Raw genomic sequence first — 17083 nt, 5'->3', positions numbered from 1 at the left:
TTCGGCATAGTCGCCAAGAGGCATGTGCAAACGCGCGAGCGCTTAAAAACACATACCTCTTTCAACGAATTTAAAGGATATAAAAACTATGGCTATAAGTGAAAAAGATAAAACAATTTTACTCTCTAAAGTTAATGCCTTCCTTAGCGATTATCACGCACGGGTAATGATAGAAGATGCCCCAGAAAAATTGATTTCGTTTTACGAAAACAACGCCGCATTAATTAAAGGTGAACTCGTTATTGTGAGAACAAAAGCGGATGAAGGTCACGCAGCTCATATGCGTAATACTTGCGATAAATGTCTCTTTTTGTTCGGTGAACAGTACTGGGCGCAAAGCTATTTTACCGGTGTTTGTGCTGGTATCCGTTTGCCCCAGGCTCTCGTTAATCGAGTGCGTAAATCAAATATTAAAACCGAAGCGGTAAAGCGGGTTTTAGATCTTATGGACTCTTGCGAAAGTGGCCCAGGAAGATACGAAGAATTTACTAATCAAGTCGCCGCTGATTTTGGTATATCAGTGCGACAACTAGATAAAGATTTGGAAGCGTTTATGTAACTCTTTTCGATAGGTCGGGCGTATCGCGCTCGACCAACTTTGGATGAATTTTAGACATTGGTCATATTATGAATAACGACACTATTTACGCAAAAGCAACCGAGCATAGAAATTCCAAACGGCTTTGGCTCCAAGGTAATATCTTGGCGCGAAATGCGTTACTTCATTAGAAGCTGGTGATATACTGGTTTTTAGTGGTGGTGGTGTGCTTACTATAGAAAAGGCCTCTGAGCAAGCAGGTTCAGATAGCGGCAACAGTAACGATGGATCTAACACTGGTGGAGGAACACCTTTTCCAATATATGATTATCCTGGACATATTGTTGTCCCAGCGCCAGGGCAACCTACATGTATAATTGTATTTACTACGTCATGGATAGGAACAGACGCAAATACCATGCCGCAAATTGTTTGTTATTAAAGGAGTCAAAATGTTGCTGCTGGGTATATTGTTTCTTTTGTTCTTATCAATGTCTTATTTGTTTGAAGAACATACTAATAAACTCGTTATCTATTACTATGCTTCCGGACTGTTCGTTAGTGCTCATAAACTTGATTTCGAAAAAAATATATCCAGTAGTTTATTAGCATCATGCTCATTAGTAGCCACAACTTTGTTATTGAACATCATTTTCACCAGAAAGAAAAAACAAGTTCTGGGAACCACTATTGAAAAATATTTTTTCATGTCTGCAGTAATGTCTATCGTTACATATATCGCTTATATCGCTTTCGAACTAAAATCTCCTATATTTAGCATTTGGCTTGTAAGCTCAATTTTGACTTTCTTGATTTTAAAGATTTACTCAATAACAGACAACAAATTAAAAGAAAATTAAAAGGACAGCCACGTTAAAAATTACGTAAGCGTCCAGTGGTCCCACCTAGCCTTTAGCAAATCGCCATGGTAGCCGTTGTTCGGTGTCATCGTTTTGAGCGGCGATGTGTTCAAGACGCATCATATAATCGAACGGCGTGAGTTCGTTGGCTTTGCCTGCTTCAAAAGCTTTTACCTAGTCGTTAACGACTAATTAACACGTCAATGTATTGTAAATATCTCACATCATGGATGATGTACACTGTGACTGCGTAACCGCTTCCGCTTGTGAAAAATGCTGAACACTATTACTAATAGGATACAGATATGAAAATAAGTACATCACTTATCACGGTAGTTATTTTAGTTTTTACCCTTCCTTTTTGCGTTTCGACGTTAGTAAGTAAGTACGACTTACAGATTAGCATTTTTGGCTCTGATACAGCGCTGGCTATTATTTTGATATTAAGTGTCATTTTGGCGACCTCAGCCGCTATTTATGACAACTTAATAAAGGGTGATTGAACACTATTGCCAATAGTGTTCATGTATTCGCGCTCAAGGGGAGATATTTAATGTATATCCAATGTAAAAGTGCTTTTTTTTACCCAGTAGTTGAACATTACATGTGTAATGTTCAACTTGTGTTATACTAATGCTATTAGTTATCAATATCGAGTGAAAAAGGATATTTGTTATGAGTCATTTACTAGGCACTTGTTTAAATTGCCAATCTGAACATTTGGAGATTTTGAGCGCAGCAGATGCCAAACCATTTGTTGAGCAGTACATTCGTGACAGAATAGCTGAATCAAAAAAATATCATGCAGCTGCCTATCCTTTGGTGTTCGCTGATATTGATAAAGTGGTGCTTTGCACTGAGTGTGAAAGTGTCGAATCTGTTATTGAGCACTATAAGCCTGAATACACGTTAGCGAATCAAACTAACCTTGTAAACGGAGTGCCAGTCGATCCAAAGCAAAGGTATTATTTTGATTTATTATCTAATGACTTGCGCCCCAGGGGCGAAATGGAATGGCTTAATGTTCCGTATATTGTGACTTTTAATGTGGTTAAAGAGCATAAAGCTAAAACATACAAAGCCGAGCTTAGTTACTTAACCGCTGTTAACAGTGAGAATATCCCCAGTAAAAGCGAGTGGCTTATCAAACACAATGAAGCGTTAGTTGGTTTAGAAACACGTTATCCAGCCGGTATTCAATATAGTGTGAATTGCTTCGATGGGGGGGCTTGGGATCGTTCTTCAAATTGGGGGGAAGCTAACACTTTGGAGAAAGCATTAACCATCGCCAAATCTGGCCCCGAGTTGGGGAAATAATATGGCTATTAGTTTTGCTGATGAAATGCGTTTATATGACGATGCAGGTAATCGTTTATATCTTAATTCAAAAGAGCGTCAGGATTTTATCAGTGCTTCAAAGCTTTTGGATAAGCCGCAGCACCGGTTATTTTGCGAAGTGCTCCATTGGACGGGCGCGAGGCTCACAGAGCCGCTTATTTTGTGTCCCAGGTTAATAGATATAGATAACTATTCAATTACTCTACAAACACTGAAGAGGCGTAAGGTTAGCAAAACGGGTAAACCGCAGAAACCACAGTTCAGAAGTATTCCCGTGCCTAAAGAGCTTATTGAAAATTTGGATTTAATTTTCAATATCAGAAAAGCAAAGCGAACCGGTGATCAAGCCCTGCTTGATAAACTGTTCTGGCCCAACGCGACTGATAGCAAAAAGCCAATTTCACGCACAACATCGTGGAATATAATAAAACGGGTTCTGCTATCCGTTAATATTAATGGACCGCAAGCTTGCCCTAAAGGTTTAAGACACGGTTTTGGCGTGGCAATGACACTGGCCGGAATGGACGTATTTAAATTAAGGGACAGACTAGGCCATGTATCAGCTGAAACTACGCAAATTTATCGCCAAGTGGTAGGTAGAGATGATCACGATTTACAAATGCAATATTGGGAAAAAACAGATGTGTAAGGCGATAATTAAAATTTATACATGCTTTATATTAATGGTCTTTGTTGCTCCAGCATTTGCGCAAGATGTAGCGAGTACTGAATTAAAGACGGATGATATTGCAACACTCATTAGTGCTTTCTTTGGTTCATGGATTGTTTTTTATGTAGGTCATAAAGCTAAGGAAGTTGCTGTTAATGCTACAAAAGCTCAGCAATTAATATTCCTAGATAAGCTGGGAAAAGAAAGAGCTTGGGAAAATGAAAGCCGTACTTTTGCGGTTGAAGAGGCGTTTAAACACTATCTGGGTATGCATATACCTAAACATATAATTAAATTGTTTTGGGAATCGGAAAATACATCTAGAGGTTTGGAATCTTATACAAATGTGGCTGAATATGATGAATCTAGCAAAAAAATTAAAAGCCTACATAAATCTGATATCTATCTTAAGATAGTTTCAAATTTAATTTGTAGTATTGCGTTCACATTAGGATACATAATTAGTGGTACTTGGGTATTGAACGCCTATAATGAAGAGCTGAATATACAACTAATTATGCAGTTGATAGTTAGTACAGCTATAGCTATTGGCACATTCTATTCATCTATTAAAGCTTGGCATTCTGCTTGGAGTACATATGGATACTTCAAAGAATTTAAAAAATGGTCAGGAAATATAATTTCGGAAGATAAAATTAGTAACAACAAAACAGATATAAATAACTTAAAATTCGCTTTATTTTTTATAATAGTCTGCATTTATTTTATTTTTCGATGAAATTACTTATTTTATTTATAATTATTTATGCTTGAACGGCTAATAAAAAGGTTTGATATGAGAATCATTCTTAAAAAATTTGAAGGTGTAAATATCGCATTAATACAGCGCGACGAAAATGGAGATATAGATTTACTCCCCACTCGTTATGATCTTTACCCATACGAAGGTGGCATAAGTTGGGGTTACAAAGGATCTGGCGTTATAAACCTTGCTTACGCAATAGCTGCTCAGCTTTGCGAAGGTATACCACATCTTAATGTGTCATTAGTTGCTAAAGCATTAGTAGAAAACTTACTTCAAATATTAGATGAAGAAAAAGAACATATATTGGATAAACAGGTACTAGCTCAACATATTGGGAAGTCCTAGCAATGAACGAAGATGATAATACAACTAGGACGGTAAAATATCAGCTATCGGCATTGCCTTGCAAAGAGTACGAAATCGGTATCTATGACCGGGCGAATGACGTAATGCAGTTAAAAAATTCGACTGCAAAATCAATCATCAACTCCATAAAATATTACAAATACAACAATATAAATGGCAAAGACATTTTTATAAGACCACTAGGGAAAAGTCCTTTCATCTTCATTGATGACCTGTCTATTACGGCAATAGCAAAAATGAAAGAAAACGGGCATCACCTGGCACTTGTTATAGAGTCCTCACCGCAAAATTATCATGGTTGGCTTAGGGTAGCCGAGCACCCACTTGAAAATGAGGTGGCAAGCGCTGTAGGACGTTATTTAGCTCATTTATATGACGGTGATAAGCGCTCTTCGGATTGGCGTCATTTTGGAAGACTTGCCGGTTTTACAAATCGTAAGCCAATTCACGTAAACGAAATCGGCCAACATCCATTTGTTTCAATATTGGAATATACAAAAGGAGTTATATCAGCCGGCGACAATCTAATTGCTGATGCCTTGCTCTACGAAGAACGTAAACAAGCTGAAATCAAGGAAAGACCACGACCAGTAATTGATAGAACAATGAGTACAGATCCAGAAGCCATGTATGACGAAGAAATTCAGCGTCTTAAATCGATTCCCTGGCCCGATGGTTACAATGCAAGTGATGCTGATTGGAGCGCAGTAATCAAGCTTTTACTTAATGGTGTTGATGAAGAAATTGTATCCTCAATTTTATACAAAAGAAGTGATTCAGTATCTAAAAGATCCCCGCAAAGAGCTGTGGATTATGTTCAGAGAACCATCACAAATGGGTTTATAAAGGTTAGTGAAATGAAGTCTAGTAACGGTGGATAAGTAGGGATTATGAAAAGTTATCCACGACTACTTAGTCACCCTAAAAGAGAACAGTTGGTCACCTTTTTGGAAAAAAAGGAGACCAGTTGGTCACCTTTTTGGAGAACAGTTGGTCACCCAAAAGGTGAACACTTAGTCACACAAACCTGTAGTTCCCTATATACCCTGTAAAAAAACTATATATATAGCCTGTTATTAGACCCAGAAAACTGTGGAAAACGGGGATAACTAAGGGCTTACACAAAAAACAGCAGCAAGCTGCTAAAAATAAATGTTTGTATCGAGGCTTTGCAAACCTTAGTATTTAACACTGATAAATCTAACGATGGAGGCAAACAAAATGGAAGAGAGAACACCTGTCCAAGCAAGGCTCTTTGATTTCGGCATGGAAATAGCCACAGAAGAAACCACTAGTCCGGTTTTTCAACATGCTATATTTTGTCAAACATGCCTTCCATACAGAAAACCACCTGAAGATATTCGTAGATGGACTCGAACAAATGGTAATTCAAAACTCATAGTTACAGCCGGTGAAATATTTAATCCTCGCACCGAAGAGTTAGAACCTGTCAGCTTACCCTATGGTTCAAAAGCGCGTTTAATACAGACATTTTTTGATACTGAAGCAGTAAAGAATCAAAGCCCAGTTATAGAAGTTGAAAAAAGTTTAAGTGCCTTCGTCAGAAGAATGGATTTAGCTAAAAATGGTCGAAATGTTGCCACTGTGAAAGAGCAGCTAATGTGCCTGTCTGCTTGCAGAATGCATATTATTTTAAACAACGATGAACATTTATTTCAACAAGAGCAAAAAGTAATTAAAAACTTCTCTTTTTGGTCCAACAAATCCTCTGCAGAAGAGCAAAGTGATTTTTTCCCAAGCGCTAGAGCTGATACCGTAGAACTCGATTCTGATTACTTCAAACATTTATTGCTTCATGCAGTCCCACTTGATGAAAGAGCACTAAAAGCGCTATCTCATAGTCCGTCAGGTCTTGATATATATACTTGGCTTGCACATAGATTACACAGGGTAAATAACCCAAAAGGTCAGCTAGTACCTTGGGTTTCTATCCGTGAACAATTTGGCCTAGGCTATACCGGTAAAATGTCTCAGTTCCGCCGAAAATTCACACAAACATTGAAGATGGTACTTACACAATATCCATCAGCAAAGTTAGACGAGACACCTGGAGGGCTTTTGCTCTTTAACAGTAAGCCTCCTATTTCGCGCAGATTAGTTAGCGTTCAAAAATAATGTAAGTGGGGTTTTGTGCCCATCCCCTAGATGGCCGGTGATCAGTTGGTCACCCTTTCTCATTGTCTTCCGTGATCAGTTGGTCACCCTTTCTCATTGTCTTCCGTGATCAGTTGGTCACCCTTTCTCATTGTTTTCCGTGTTCAGTTGGTCACCCTACACTTTACCGACAACAAGGAACTAAAAATCACTTTATTGACCTATATCTATAGTTAAAACAACATTAAAATGTATATATATCAGTAGCTTATATAATAGTGAACACTTAGTCACCCTATTGGTATGTGGATTACACTGGTTTTTAAGGGGTTAGCTAGCCAGAACTAATAGAAAAACTACGCTTAAATTCAACCAAAAATAGTGAACACTTAGTCACCCTATAAGTAGCTAAATCGAGAATGCTATAAATGGATACTTAAACAACTGCTTAAATAAATAAAAAAATGTTGTAGTTGTTATTTTTAATGACGTATTATTCCAATGTGGAGAAGGTTTATGTAGCTGACAAAAGTGAGCATTAGGTCACCCTTCGTTGTTCTTTTGATTCATAATTGAGTCAAAATGATTCATTTTAGTGATTATTAATGTATATTGATTTATAAATTGGATTTTTATTTTATATAAATAATTACTCTTTTATTTTTAAGGAAGTAAAATGAAAAAATACCTACTTAAATCACTGATAACAGCTTATGTGTGTTGGATCATTACAGGCTCACTTATAGAAGGCATCCTTTTAGGTCTTATTCACCCTGCTCTGTTCCTGGTACTGTATTTTGTACCTATCATGTTCATATCCCATACCAATCACTAAGGGCAATAAAATGATATCGATATTCAAATATTCAGTAATTTATCCGGTAGTAGCTCTAAGCTTCATAATCTTTGTCGCCGTCTTTGAGAACGATGCTATGGGAAAGGAATATGGAACAAAAACAAACGTAATACACGACTTTCTTGGAGCTAAGATCCTTACCGATAACAATGTTGAATACACCAAAATCGTAAGTACAAAAAAGAAAGACGTAGCTTTTTGTGACGATAAGAGAAATCTATACGTATATTTTGATGAAACAAAAAAAGTTTTGCTAAAAGGAAAGGACAGTAATAAGTGTGGTAAAACCTTGACTCAGGATGGTGTGAAAGAAGGTAATGGCTTAGGTCAAGCATTCGGGACCATTATAAAAATGTTCAACAGTGAAGACGACAAAAGTGACCCACAAGATGGGCCAAGCACAGTCGAGAAGGATGCTGAAAATGAATAGCACTGAATTGGAGTTCGAATTTCACGATCGATACTCAGCAATGATATGGAATCCGCAGTTACTAAACGACTCCACGGTAAAGGCGCTAAAAGCAGAGTTCTTTTTTAATATTATATTTTCTGTGTTCAGAGACAAAAACCACTCAAACAAAAAAGTTAGTGAATCGGCAACTGAGCTCTTAAGTAAATTAAATAAAGATATATTGCAAATTCACGATGACTTTGATGTGAAATTAAGAGAAATAAACTTTTGTATTTCAGAAAATCCATTTACGGTGACTTTTAATAATACTGAAGCTATTAATGTCGTTTTAAAAACGGAAAACAACTCTGGAGTATGTCCAGATAATGCAATATTTCTAAAAACTTTTCTACTTTTTGACCAGCTTGTGTCAGCTCTAGGTAAAGCCCGCTCAATCAGTTTGATCACCAATAAAGATTATTTTACACAAAGAAAAAGTGCTCAATCTACAATAAGAAATTTAATGGAAATGTTTAATATTGAAGTAAAACGTTTTCACGCAAGTAAAAAGGTAAAAATTAATAACAATTAAAAAATGTTGACGAATTAATTATGTTCAATTATATTTAATTTGTTGACAACGATAACTTATAGTCAACTGGAAGTTATCATTACATGACCATTCATAGGCGTTTTCATTTCGCCTATAATGCGAATGTTACGCCTATGTAAAACATAGGAATTATCACATGGCCCTAGTTCATTACCTAGATGCTACTATCTTTAAAGCTGCTGTAAAAACTTTAAAAACATCAAAAATAGATAAAATTAATCCAATAACTAAAGTTGAGTTTTTTACTGATATAAATTGGTATCGCCCAACTGGATCTAAATTTGTCACTTCTTTAGTAACTAAGAATGGTCGTATAGATGTTTATACTATCCAAGAATCTAACCAACTGTTAATACTTTCAAATAACAGTGCTGGTAACATGATTCATTCCTTATATACAAAATCGTCTGAACATGGTTTTACCGTTAATGAAATGATTGATATAGCAGAAAATCAATCATCTCATGTCGCTCATTAATTCGATAATTTTTATAAGGAATAACTATGGATAACTCATATATGAACATACAACAGCCTTCTAACGAAAACAGTTCAAATGAACAAACTGATCACGAACATAAAAAAACTTTCAGTCATTTCTCTTTTACCACTAGAGGAATATTTAAAGGTTTTACAGCGAATGATAAAGGCACTTTTTTTGCCAAAATTTCGTTACCAAATGGTCAAGTTGATGGTAAGCAATCTTACATTAATGTAAGTGCTGTAGTAGCCAATTTGAGCTCTCTTCAAGCTTTAGCAGCAACTATGCTAGACCTGGAGATTAATGACGGTAGAGGTACATCTGCTGAAGTTACACTAACAAATATGATTGCTAAAAATTCTTATGACAACGAAGGTATGATTCGTTGTGATACTAATAATATTGCATACATAAATTACCATGCGTTCCTGAATGGAATTGCTTTTACACCGGTTAATTAGCCAACTCGAAAGCCACTTATTTTAAGTGGCTTTTTCCTTTATTCTAATCAAAAAAAGTTTATTTAAGTACTTAAAGGCTTATAAAGATATATTTTAGTATTAAATGATACATTAAGGTTTATTTTTTAATCCCTGCTTCATTCATGAAATCATCGAGACCATAGTCAGCATCACTATTATCTGTAGTATCTTTATCTTCACTTCTATTTTTATTAACTTGTTGTGTCGCCCTGCTAGGTTCTTTAGTGGTGGTCCTAACAATACTCTTCATTTCTTCGGGTGCTAGAGGAACCCAACAGGTATATACAATTTGAGCTAAATTGTTAGGTCGCATTAAAACTCCGGCTCTAGGGGGTAAAGCTAAAAAGCGATTTTTCGGTATGAATTCCTCTTGCTCACGTTGTGTTTGTTTTCGGCCTGTATATTTTTCAGCACCCATTTTGTCATAGTCTATATCTTCAGCTCTTATGGTCACTTTGTTTCGAGTGCCCGATTGCTTAGCTGCCCAATCTGCTGTTTCTTCATCTTCTGCTCTATAGCAAAACGTCACTAATGTATTCGTTTCAACTTCACTTTTTATTGCCTTTGCATTGAGGGTGCTGTCTTCCAAATTCAAAAGGTTATTAGGTGTTTGAAACGCTACTGACATATTCATGTTAGAACTTAATACAGTGGAAAGACCTGTAGCTAACATGTCAGAAACAATAAACTTAACCTCATCTATCGCCAAATAAAAATGTCTGCCAATGTCACCAATTCTGAGTGCTGATTGAATGATATCCATCAACATTATGGTTTGAGCTTTCCTAACTAATTTATCTGTTATTGAACCACGTATATAAAAAACAGCTCCTTCATTAATACTTCTATCAACATTAAACCCTTTATTTTTTGCCGGGTTCAATGGTTTATGTGATCTCATTTCTTTAACGTATGCTCTACTCTTCTTAGTCACATCATAATATTCTGGTTTGTTTTGTCCGTTGGGTAACTTTCCTAATAAAAGACGTTCTAAAGTAGCGAGGGAACCATCAAAATACTTATAAACGTCCATTAATAATGCACGTTCTTCTGCACTATAAAAATCTGCGCTGGTGCCTTTTTCGTTTATATTTACTGCTACTTGTAGACGGCTCATAATGTCCCTATCTGTACCATTAGAGAACATGTTATAAGAGCCTGGACCTACTCCATTTAAATCTACAACAATCGGTTGTGGTCTCCCTGCATCCTTGCAAGCCTTGCACATTATAGAATAGATAAACTTGTCTGGTTTTATATCAAAAAAACCTGTTGTCCATCCTTTTACAATACTCTGATAAAGAATAACTCCTTGTAAAACACCTTTCCCGACTTGTGTCGGACCTATCAACTTTAAGTGCATCGTTTTGAATTCGGCATCACTTATATAAACAGGTTTTTCATTACTATCTAAACCTATAAGCATTTGTCCGTCTTTTATATAATCTAAAGTAATAAAATCTTTTGTTTTTAAATTATTTATCTCTGCTCTAATGTCACTCATTTTAGAGTTAGATTGACGCACTCTGTACTTCCTAACAAATTTAGAGATATTAGGGGCTATAACACGCAATGAAAAAACTCTAAACGTGACTGTCCCTATAAACAGCGCCAAATATAATGCCCAGCTCCCTTTAAATCCGTATATTGTATTCTCAAAAAACCATCCAAAATATTCTGTATTTCCGTAGACTTTTTTGGTCACTAAATACATGACAAACATAAATGCTGGAAATATTACTAATATAAGGAGCAAAGAAATTCGGCGTATGATAACTGCTAAAAATTCACCTGTGGTTGCATCATCTTTGGACTGAAGAGGGTGTATTCCGAAGAAAATTAAAAAACCTAAACCAGTTGCAAACATCAATCTTATATACTGATGGTATGTATCGATGAAACCCAGTGCATAATCAATAGAAGCGTATAAAGCCGAAGTATCCATGTTTAACCTTTATGTATATTTAAGTAGAACATAATAAGCGAAGCCATAAGCGAAGCTATAGAAGTGACAGATAATATTATCACTATGCGCCTCATACTTGACTTAAATGAATTTATTTCAATTAAGTCTGATTCTGCTTTTTTCTTTTGATTTTCTAAGTTTTCATTATAATCTTTCGCTAAACTGGATAGTGCTTTTCTAAAATATTGCACAGTTAATTTATTTTCTTCAATCAATTTGCTCATTGATTCATTAACTGTTTGTGTGAATATTTCTTTATTTAAATAGAGCTGTATTAATATTGGATCGTCTTTAGGTAATGCGATTCCATATTCTTTAGATAGTTTTAAAAGTACTTTATCTATTGATTTATCAAAATCACTACTTGAGTTTTGCTGGTCCATTTTATTACCTTTATTTGAAGTAACGGTCAATATGTTTGACCGCTACTTAGTTATGGACTAACTATTTTTTAACTTCTTCCGCGAGAACTTTTGTCATTCCCTCAGCTATTTGTCCTAAAACTATAGTCGAATACTTATTTAATCTGTGAACCTCCGCTAGTTTAAATAACCCAGACGATTTTACTTCACTGAATAGAATGCCATTTTCGTTCATTTTATTAATTTGTGGTGCTTCAGTTGCAGGTACAAGATAGGGCAATTTAAATACTGCTAGTATTTTCTTTTTTGCGTCTTTAAAAGGTTTTGTGTCAACTATTCCCTCTGCACCTTTTTCGCTAAATCTAAGTTTATGTTGATACTCGTTTAACCATAGAATTTTTTCTATTTCAGGGAATAGGTCATTAATCTCGCTTAAAGTGTTCAATGTTTCTGTTTGGTCATCGCCACCCTTTATAACTGTATGAATAATAGCTCGGTGGCCTTCAGCTTCAAAAAGCTCAAAAGAATCATTTCTTGCCAGATAGTTAAAGAATGTAATGCAATTGCTTGCACCGGTATCAATTATGAGATCATCTAAATCGTTGCGTTCGTTGGCTATTTCGATTAGCTCATCAAAGCGCGCTGGATCTATTTCACCTGAATCTCGATCAATCATGTCTACTAATTCAATAACTTCCAGTCCGGCATACTTCTTAATAGTGCTGGTAGCTGGATCTAAATCTATCAAAGCTACTTTCCTGTCAGCTTTAACTAATCCTTGAGCTAAAAATACACAGCTTTGAGATTTTCCTATACCGCCTTTTTTACCAAGGGAAAAATGTGTTGTTGTCATATGTCACCTATTAGATTTAGAGTTTAAATTAAGTATTTTTTTTAACTGAGGAGTTCAAATCATTCATATACAATAATGGTCCCTCATCATCGTCTTTGTCGTTGATCACTTCAGGTTCGATTTTCCCCTGGTCTTGACGTTCAACTGTTTTTGTAGGATTTTTGAATACTTTTGGCTTGCTAGAAGTTTCACCAAACTCGGCTTTCGCTAACCTACAAAAATGTGTGTAGTGACCTGTATAATCACCCGAATCGTGTAGTTGCTGCCAGATACGTCTATATGAAAAACGTCTATTTCTCATTTGTGTAATTTGTTCTAAGTTGTCATGAAACTGTACTGAAGCCGGAAGATCTTCGTCACTCATATAAATGCCCCTTATTCTTTTAACCGTGATTAAAAGATACAAAGTGGTACAAGTCAATACTATTTGGTCATTAAATGATACTTGAGGGTTTATTATGGTACATAATGATATGTTTTTAAAGGGAAGATGGAACCTCTCTCAATGAGAGAGGTTCCGGGCGCAACACTATGTTGCTATGTTGAGTTGTAATAACTCATGCAAACTCTCCTTAAATTTATCAACGTTACTAAATGGATTAATATTGTACCTGCCAAGGTACAGCGTACTTGAATGGCCACATTCAAGATTTTACTGTTTGAAAATATACGGACTTAAAGTCAATTTATTTTCCAATTACCTGCCAAGGTAATCTGCACTTACTGTCGTGCGTGCCTACAGCTTTCGAGACGTTATGAGAATGACCGCCAAGTCATTTGATCTCATTCGATAAAGCGCTTCGTTCGAACCGCGCAATTTCTTTTTACTCTACTCACCTTGCTCCCGCCCTTATTCTCATTGGATGCCAATCCAAATCACAGAACTTAGGGTTTCCCGTGTTAGTTTTAAACGTCAAATAGCAACGCCGCTGGCTCATAACTACTGCTAGTTGTAACAACTTTCGAAAAGTTTCGATTTCAGGGGGCCGAGATTCCAAAGCACCTCCCTTACTCACAGCATTACTTACACCTTCGAACCGAATAAACTTAAGTTATTCGACGGCTTTACTACTCTTACTCGTATGCAACGTCTACCGCTGCAATTACATGCTTGAGCTATACATCGATCTATTTAGCTTGCGCCAAACAGTACCACGGGTGCTAGATTTCTCCTTACCCGCTCACCAGGGTTTCCCCAACGTTAGATTAACTAAAACCTAACTATTCATACGTGTAATAAATTACATATATGTAGTGCGTGAAGCCCACATGACAAGACAAAGTTATACCCTTTCAAGCATCCCTTTGTGTGGATTTGATTACTGAGTAATCTCACCAACTTCGTTTAAAACAGGGTTAATACTGTCGCCAGTATTCCCGTTTTCACGTCGCCCAATCTTCGACTAGATTTGTGTTGATTGAGTCGAACGGAACATTACAGTTCCGAGCGCTCATTAAGCCGGACGAACCCAATTACGGGTATCCGGCTTTGACACGCACTGTTTGTTTAAGGAGGCACCTTAAACAAACGTTCACGCTGGCAGCGTGAACAGCATATTACGATGCAGTAAGCAAACAGCTGAGGGGTTGGCTAGACCCCCCAAAATGTTTCACAGTTTGGCAGGCTAGCGCCCCTCGTTAATCCAGCTTTCGCGGCTTAACAGAGCGTTTGCAATGATAATACTAGCGTATGATCACCCTTGAAGCTAGCGCCGCAAGGAATCTCTTTTATAAAGAATCAAAATGCTTTGCATTTTAAGCCCTATGCTTCTATATTATTAACCTTGAAATGAATTATTAATTTCAAGGTTAATTTTAAATACTTTATTTTACTAAAAGTTACTATTTTTTACCTTTAAGTACCTGTAAATAGGTTTATATCCTTTAAAGTACTGAAATATATCGTAATGTACTGCAATTTTATTTATTTGGATTGTACAATCCATAGAGTAGAGTTTATATGCACCCGACCCATTCAGCTTACACAGAACTACAGACAGCTTTTGACTATTTTAATCATGAGCTTTTCGATGGAAAACTCACTGATTGCTTAATCACTTTTCAGCGTAAGAATCGTACCTATGGGTATTTTTCAGCTGGTCGATTTGAAGATATTAATGGACTTAAGGTTGACGAATTGGCTCTAAATCCGGTGTACTTTTCTGTCATTCCGCTTGAAGAAATAATGCAAACTTTAGTGCATGAAATGGTTCATCAGTGGCAACAGTATTTCGGTAAAAAAGGTCGGCGCGGTTACCACAACAAAGAATGGAGTGAAAAAATGGAAGAGGTTGGTTTAATGCCCTCTTCTACTGGGAAGCCTGGAGGAAAAAAAACAGGCGAGAAAATGATGGACTACATCATTGAGGGTGGTTTGTTTGAAATAAAGTTAGCGAGCTTACTATCTACAAACTTTCGTGTTTCTTGGTTTGATCGGTTCCCCCCAATTTCTGGTATTCAGAAATTGATCCAGAATAGCCCGGATGATGAAAGTTATGCTGACCTTCTTGATACTTGGGGCGTCGAAGTGGACCTTGAGGGTAATGTTAAAAGTACAACTAATCAATCAGTCACCCAATCTAGATTGAAGCAAACTTGCCCAAGCTGTCATGTCAGTATTTGGGGGAAACCTTCTTTAAAGATACTTTGTATGGATTGTGACGAGCAGTTCTCCCCTGCCCCATTCAAAGAGAAAATATAATGTTTGATCCTGATATTCAAAAATATAAAACAGTCGTCATGCAAAGGATTCAACAAGCTGCTAGTCGTGGATATATTTATTATACGAGTGGTGAAATCCCATTAAGTAAAGCTACAAATCTCGCAAATAAATTTGCTGTTCTTTATGAAATAGATGCGAATGAAAACAGACGCAGTTATAAAAAAAGAAAAGGTGAAGCTAATGGTTTTCTTTATTTATTTCCAAAAAAGAATTCAGATAACTTCCATTGGTGGTTAATGGCAACTGAAGGTACGGGAGATATTCATAATTCTGAGAAATTAATAAAAATATTTGATAAACACAATCGTTTGAATTGGAATGATGATTATGAATTACTTCTTGTACCAAAAATTAATGGTAAGCATTCAATATCGTGGAGAATGACCCGAAAGTGTTATCAAGAATGGAATGATAGAATAAGAAAATCTATACGGCAGAGATATAATGATGATAAAGCAAAACAGGCTATTTGGTCTTTGTCACGGGCCCCTGGATTTTCAGGAATAAGGGAGCAAGTAAAAAATCTTTATAAATTATATGCAGGTGAATGGAAGCGTTCTAGAAAACAAACTGGTGAAGCGCCTAAACTCCCCCCAATAGGTTATGTAAGGGGGTTGAAATCAGAAACTATTCCGTTAAGTTTAATGGTTACAAGATTAAAAAAAGGATTACGCCCATTCCCAAGAACTGATTCGAATCAAGAGGCATAAGTATGGAATATATAGATACGATGTTAGGAAAAGTTCCTAAATCTGACGCAAAAAAATGGCTGTTAGTAATACATTACATGACCCCTATCCGTGAATTTTATGAAGATGATACGATTGATGAAATAATGATTAATCGTTTCGACAAAATATTTGTCGAAGGTCGTAGTGGAATGGTAGAAACTAAAGCTAAATTCGAATCAGAGGCCGCCTTGGATCGGTTTATTAGACAGTTATCAATTGTCCTAGACCAAGATGATGATGGTCTTAGCTATCTTGATGCCAGGTTTCCCGACCAATCTAGGGCTTGTGCAACAATGCCTGCAATATCGCCAAACGGTTGCACAGTTACAATTCGCTGTGCTCCTAAAGTGACTTTAACATTTGCTGATCTAGTTCAATTCAAATCTCTTACACAAGAAATGGCCGATTTTATAAAAAGTGAAGTTCTTAATTATTCTACTATTTTAGTCAGTGGATCAACTGGCAGTGGTAAGACTACGATATTACGAGCTTTAGCTGACTACATACCAGTACAGGATAGAGTTATAACTTGTGAAGATACGCTTGAGTTACAGTTGGATCTTCCAAACCAAATATCCCTAGAAGCCCCAAAACGTAAAAGTAATAGCGTTACATTGTCAGACCTTATAGAGAGAACGCTGAGAATGTACCCTAACCGTGTATTTGTGGGTGAAATACGTAATGCAGCTGCTTGTGACGCATTTCTACAAGTAATTAACACTGGGCATGGGGGATGCGCTTCATCATTACACGCAAACAACCCTAGAGACGCTATTAAGCGTATTCAATACCTATTAGCAAAAGAAGGGCTGATAAGCTATGAAATATCAGATAAAGAAATTAGAAATTCAATAAGGCTTTTCATTCACGCTAAAAAAACCAAAAACGGGAAACGAATTATAGATATTTCTATTATCGATGAAGAGGGGATTTTGGTTCAAATTTTTGGCTATGATGAAGACCTCGACAACCA

General features: G+C 36.4%; 20 protein-coding genes. 16 read left to right on the top strand and 4 right to left on the bottom strand.

From position 1 onward, the window contains the following. Positions 1–88: 88 nt before the first annotated feature. The 13 genes from GQS54_RS23115 to GQS54_RS22240 all read left to right on the top strand — a co-directional run bounded on the left by GQS54_RS23115 (position 89) and on the right by GQS54_RS22240 (position 9455). A complete protein-coding gene (locus GQS54_RS23115) occupies positions 89–559 on the top strand; it encodes a hypothetical protein (RefSeq protein WP_205967888.1) in 471 nt (156 codons plus the stop codon). A gap of 205 nt (positions 560–764) precedes the next feature. Next, complete coding sequence (locus GQS54_RS22295) at positions 765–980, top strand: hypothetical protein (RefSeq protein ID WP_166426124.1); 216 nt, start codon at positions 765–767, stop codon at positions 978–980. A gap of 723 nt (positions 981–1703) precedes the next feature. Next, complete coding sequence (locus tag GQS54_RS22290) at positions 1704–1901, top strand: hypothetical protein (RefSeq protein ID WP_166426123.1); 198 nt, start codon at positions 1704–1706, stop codon at positions 1899–1901. Positions 1902–2073: 172 nt separating this feature from the next. Further along, on the top strand, positions 2074–2715 hold the full coding sequence (locus tag GQS54_RS22285; RefSeq protein WP_166426122.1) for a hypothetical protein: 642 nt from the start codon (positions 2074–2076) through the stop codon (positions 2713–2715). Position 2716: 1 nt separating this feature from the next. Further along, positions 2717–3385, top strand: coding sequence for a site-specific integrase (locus GQS54_RS22280; RefSeq protein ID WP_166426121.1), 669 nt, complete (start codon positions 2717–2719; stop codon positions 3383–3385). After that, positions 3378–4145 (top strand): hypothetical protein, encoded by a 768-nt coding sequence (locus GQS54_RS22275; RefSeq protein ID WP_166426120.1) that lies wholly within the window; start codon positions 3378–3380, stop codon positions 4143–4145. Before GQS54_RS22280 ends, GQS54_RS22275 begins: the two co-directional genes overlap by 8 nt. 57 nt (positions 4146–4202) lie before the next feature. Further along, a complete protein-coding gene (locus GQS54_RS22270) occupies positions 4203–4517 on the top strand; it encodes a hypothetical protein (RefSeq protein ID WP_166426119.1) in 315 nt (104 codons plus the stop codon). Between the two features lie 2 nt (positions 4518–4519). Continuing rightward, positions 4520–5419: a DNA-primase RepB domain-containing protein gene (locus tag GQS54_RS22265; RefSeq protein ID WP_166426118.1), complete on the top strand. Its 900-nt coding sequence runs from the start codon at positions 4520–4522 to the stop codon at positions 5417–5419. 340 nt (positions 5420–5759) lie between these two features. Beyond that, on the top strand, positions 5760–6674 hold the full coding sequence (locus GQS54_RS22260; protein WP_166426117.1) for a replication protein RepA: 915 nt from the start codon (positions 5760–5762) through the stop codon (positions 6672–6674). A gap of 824 nt (positions 6675–7498) precedes the next feature. Further along, positions 7499–7939 (top strand): hypothetical protein, encoded by a 441-nt coding sequence (locus GQS54_RS22255; RefSeq protein ID WP_166426116.1) that lies wholly within the window; start codon positions 7499–7501, stop codon positions 7937–7939. Then, a complete protein-coding gene (locus GQS54_RS22250) occupies positions 7932–8492 on the top strand; it encodes a hypothetical protein (protein WP_166426115.1) in 561 nt (186 codons plus the stop codon). The genes GQS54_RS22255 and GQS54_RS22250 overlap by 8 nt, the downstream gene beginning before the upstream one ends. A gap of 157 nt (positions 8493–8649) precedes the next feature. Next, complete coding sequence (locus GQS54_RS22245) at positions 8650–8991, top strand: hypothetical protein (RefSeq protein WP_166426114.1); 342 nt, start codon at positions 8650–8652, stop codon at positions 8989–8991. A 26-nt stretch (positions 8992–9017) separates the two neighbouring features. Then, entirely contained in the window at positions 9018–9455 is a 438-nt protein-coding gene (locus GQS54_RS22240) for a hypothetical protein (protein WP_166426113.1), read from the top strand. A 118-nt stretch (positions 9456–9573) separates the two neighbouring features. Here GQS54_RS22240 and GQS54_RS22235 read toward each other — a convergent pair whose 3' ends face one another. The 4 genes from GQS54_RS22235 to GQS54_RS22220 all read right to left on the bottom strand — a co-directional run bounded on the left by GQS54_RS22235 (position 9574) and on the right by GQS54_RS22220 (position 13021). Next, positions 9574–11421 carry a TraM recognition domain-containing protein gene (locus GQS54_RS22235; protein ID WP_166426112.1) on the bottom strand — a complete coding sequence of 616 codons (1848 nt, stop codon included), beginning with the start codon at positions 11419–11421 and terminating at the stop codon, positions 9574–9576. A 2-nt stretch (positions 11422–11423) separates the two neighbouring features. After that, positions 11424–11825, bottom strand: a complete 402-nt coding sequence (locus tag GQS54_RS22230) for a hypothetical protein (RefSeq protein WP_166426111.1) — start codon at positions 11823–11825, stop codon at positions 11424–11426. Positions 11826–11886: 61 nt separating this feature from the next. Then, entirely contained in the window at positions 11887–12657 is a 771-nt protein-coding gene (locus tag GQS54_RS22225; protein ID WP_166426110.1) for an AAA family ATPase, read from the bottom strand. A gap of 28 nt (positions 12658–12685) precedes the next feature. Further along, the gene (locus GQS54_RS22220; RefSeq protein ID WP_166426109.1) at positions 12686–13021 is read right to left on the bottom strand and encodes a hypothetical protein; all 336 of its coding nucleotides are present in this window, start codon (positions 13019–13021) and stop codon (positions 12686–12688) included. 1596 nt (positions 13022–14617) lie between these two features. On the opposite strand from GQS54_RS22220, the gene GQS54_RS22215 reads away from it, so the two are divergent. The 3 genes from GQS54_RS22215 to GQS54_RS22205 all read left to right on the top strand — a co-directional run. Continuing rightward, positions 14618–15358 (top strand): SprT-like domain-containing protein, encoded by a 741-nt coding sequence (locus tag GQS54_RS22215; RefSeq protein WP_166426108.1) that lies wholly within the window; start codon positions 14618–14620, stop codon positions 15356–15358. Continuing rightward, on the top strand, positions 15358–16089 hold the full coding sequence (locus GQS54_RS22210) for a hypothetical protein (RefSeq protein WP_166426107.1): 732 nt from the start codon (positions 15358–15360) through the stop codon (positions 16087–16089). The genes GQS54_RS22215 and GQS54_RS22210 overlap by 1 nt, the downstream gene beginning before the upstream one ends. Positions 16090–16091: 2 nt before the next feature. Further along, on the top strand, positions 16092–17083 hold a 992-nt coding region (locus tag GQS54_RS22205), incomplete at its 3' end, for an ATPase, T2SS/T4P/T4SS family (protein ID WP_166426106.1).

This window comes from Paraglaciecola sp. 20A4, from assembly GCF_011378905.1.
Taxonomy (GTDB): domain Bacteria; phylum Pseudomonadota; class Gammaproteobacteria; order Enterobacterales; family Alteromonadaceae; genus Paraglaciecola.
The sequence above is the reverse complement of the archived record's forward strand: the minus strand, read 5'-3'. Positions and strand labels throughout refer to the sequence as shown.

Excerpts from the sequence above, each read along its gene's own strand:
- GQS54_RS23115 (WP_205967888.1), top strand. The coding sequence starts at position 89 with ATGGCTATAAGTGAAAAAGATAAAACAATTTTACTCTCTAAAGTTAAT.
- GQS54_RS22290 (WP_166426123.1), top strand. The coding sequence starts at position 1,704 with ATGAAAATAAGTACATCACTTATCACGGTAGTTATTTTAGTTTTTACC.
- GQS54_RS22285 (WP_166426122.1), top strand. The coding sequence starts at position 2,074 with ATGAGTCATTTACTAGGCACTTGTTTAAATTGCCAATCTGAACATTTG.
- GQS54_RS22280 (WP_166426121.1), top strand. The coding sequence starts at position 2,717 with ATGGCTATTAGTTTTGCTGATGAAATGCGTTTATATGACGATGCAGGT.
- GQS54_RS22275 (WP_166426120.1), top strand. The coding sequence starts at position 3,378 with ATGTGTAAGGCGATAATTAAAATTTATACATGCTTTATATTAATGGTC.
- GQS54_RS22270 (WP_166426119.1), top strand. The coding sequence starts at position 4,203 with ATGAGAATCATTCTTAAAAAATTTGAAGGTGTAAATATCGCATTAATA.
- GQS54_RS22265 (WP_166426118.1), top strand. The coding sequence starts at position 4,520 with ATGAACGAAGATGATAATACAACTAGGACGGTAAAATATCAGCTATCG.
- GQS54_RS22260 (WP_166426117.1), top strand. The coding sequence starts at position 5,760 with ATGGAAGAGAGAACACCTGTCCAAGCAAGGCTCTTTGATTTCGGCATG.
- GQS54_RS22255 (WP_166426116.1), top strand. The coding sequence starts at position 7,499 with ATGATATCGATATTCAAATATTCAGTAATTTATCCGGTAGTAGCTCTA.
- GQS54_RS22250 (WP_166426115.1), top strand. The coding sequence starts at position 7,932 with ATGAATAGCACTGAATTGGAGTTCGAATTTCACGATCGATACTCAGCA.
- GQS54_RS22245 (WP_166426114.1), top strand. The coding sequence starts at position 8,650 with ATGGCCCTAGTTCATTACCTAGATGCTACTATCTTTAAAGCTGCTGTA.
- GQS54_RS22240 (WP_166426113.1), top strand. The coding sequence starts at position 9,018 with ATGGATAACTCATATATGAACATACAACAGCCTTCTAACGAAAACAGT.
- GQS54_RS22235 (WP_166426112.1), bottom strand. The coding sequence starts at position 11,421 with ATGGATACTTCGGCTTTATACGCTTCTATTGATTATGCACTGGGTTTC.
- GQS54_RS22230 (WP_166426111.1), bottom strand. The coding sequence starts at position 11,825 with ATGGACCAGCAAAACTCAAGTAGTGATTTTGATAAATCAATAGATAAA.
- GQS54_RS22225 (WP_166426110.1), bottom strand. The coding sequence starts at position 12,657 with ATGACAACAACACATTTTTCCCTTGGTAAAAAAGGCGGTATAGGAAAA.
- GQS54_RS22220 (WP_166426109.1), bottom strand. The coding sequence starts at position 13,021 with ATGAGTGACGAAGATCTTCCGGCTTCAGTACAGTTTCATGACAACTTA.
- GQS54_RS22215 (WP_166426108.1), top strand. The coding sequence starts at position 14,618 with ATGCACCCGACCCATTCAGCTTACACAGAACTACAGACAGCTTTTGAC.
- GQS54_RS22210 (WP_166426107.1), top strand. The coding sequence starts at position 15,358 with ATGTTTGATCCTGATATTCAAAAATATAAAACAGTCGTCATGCAAAGG.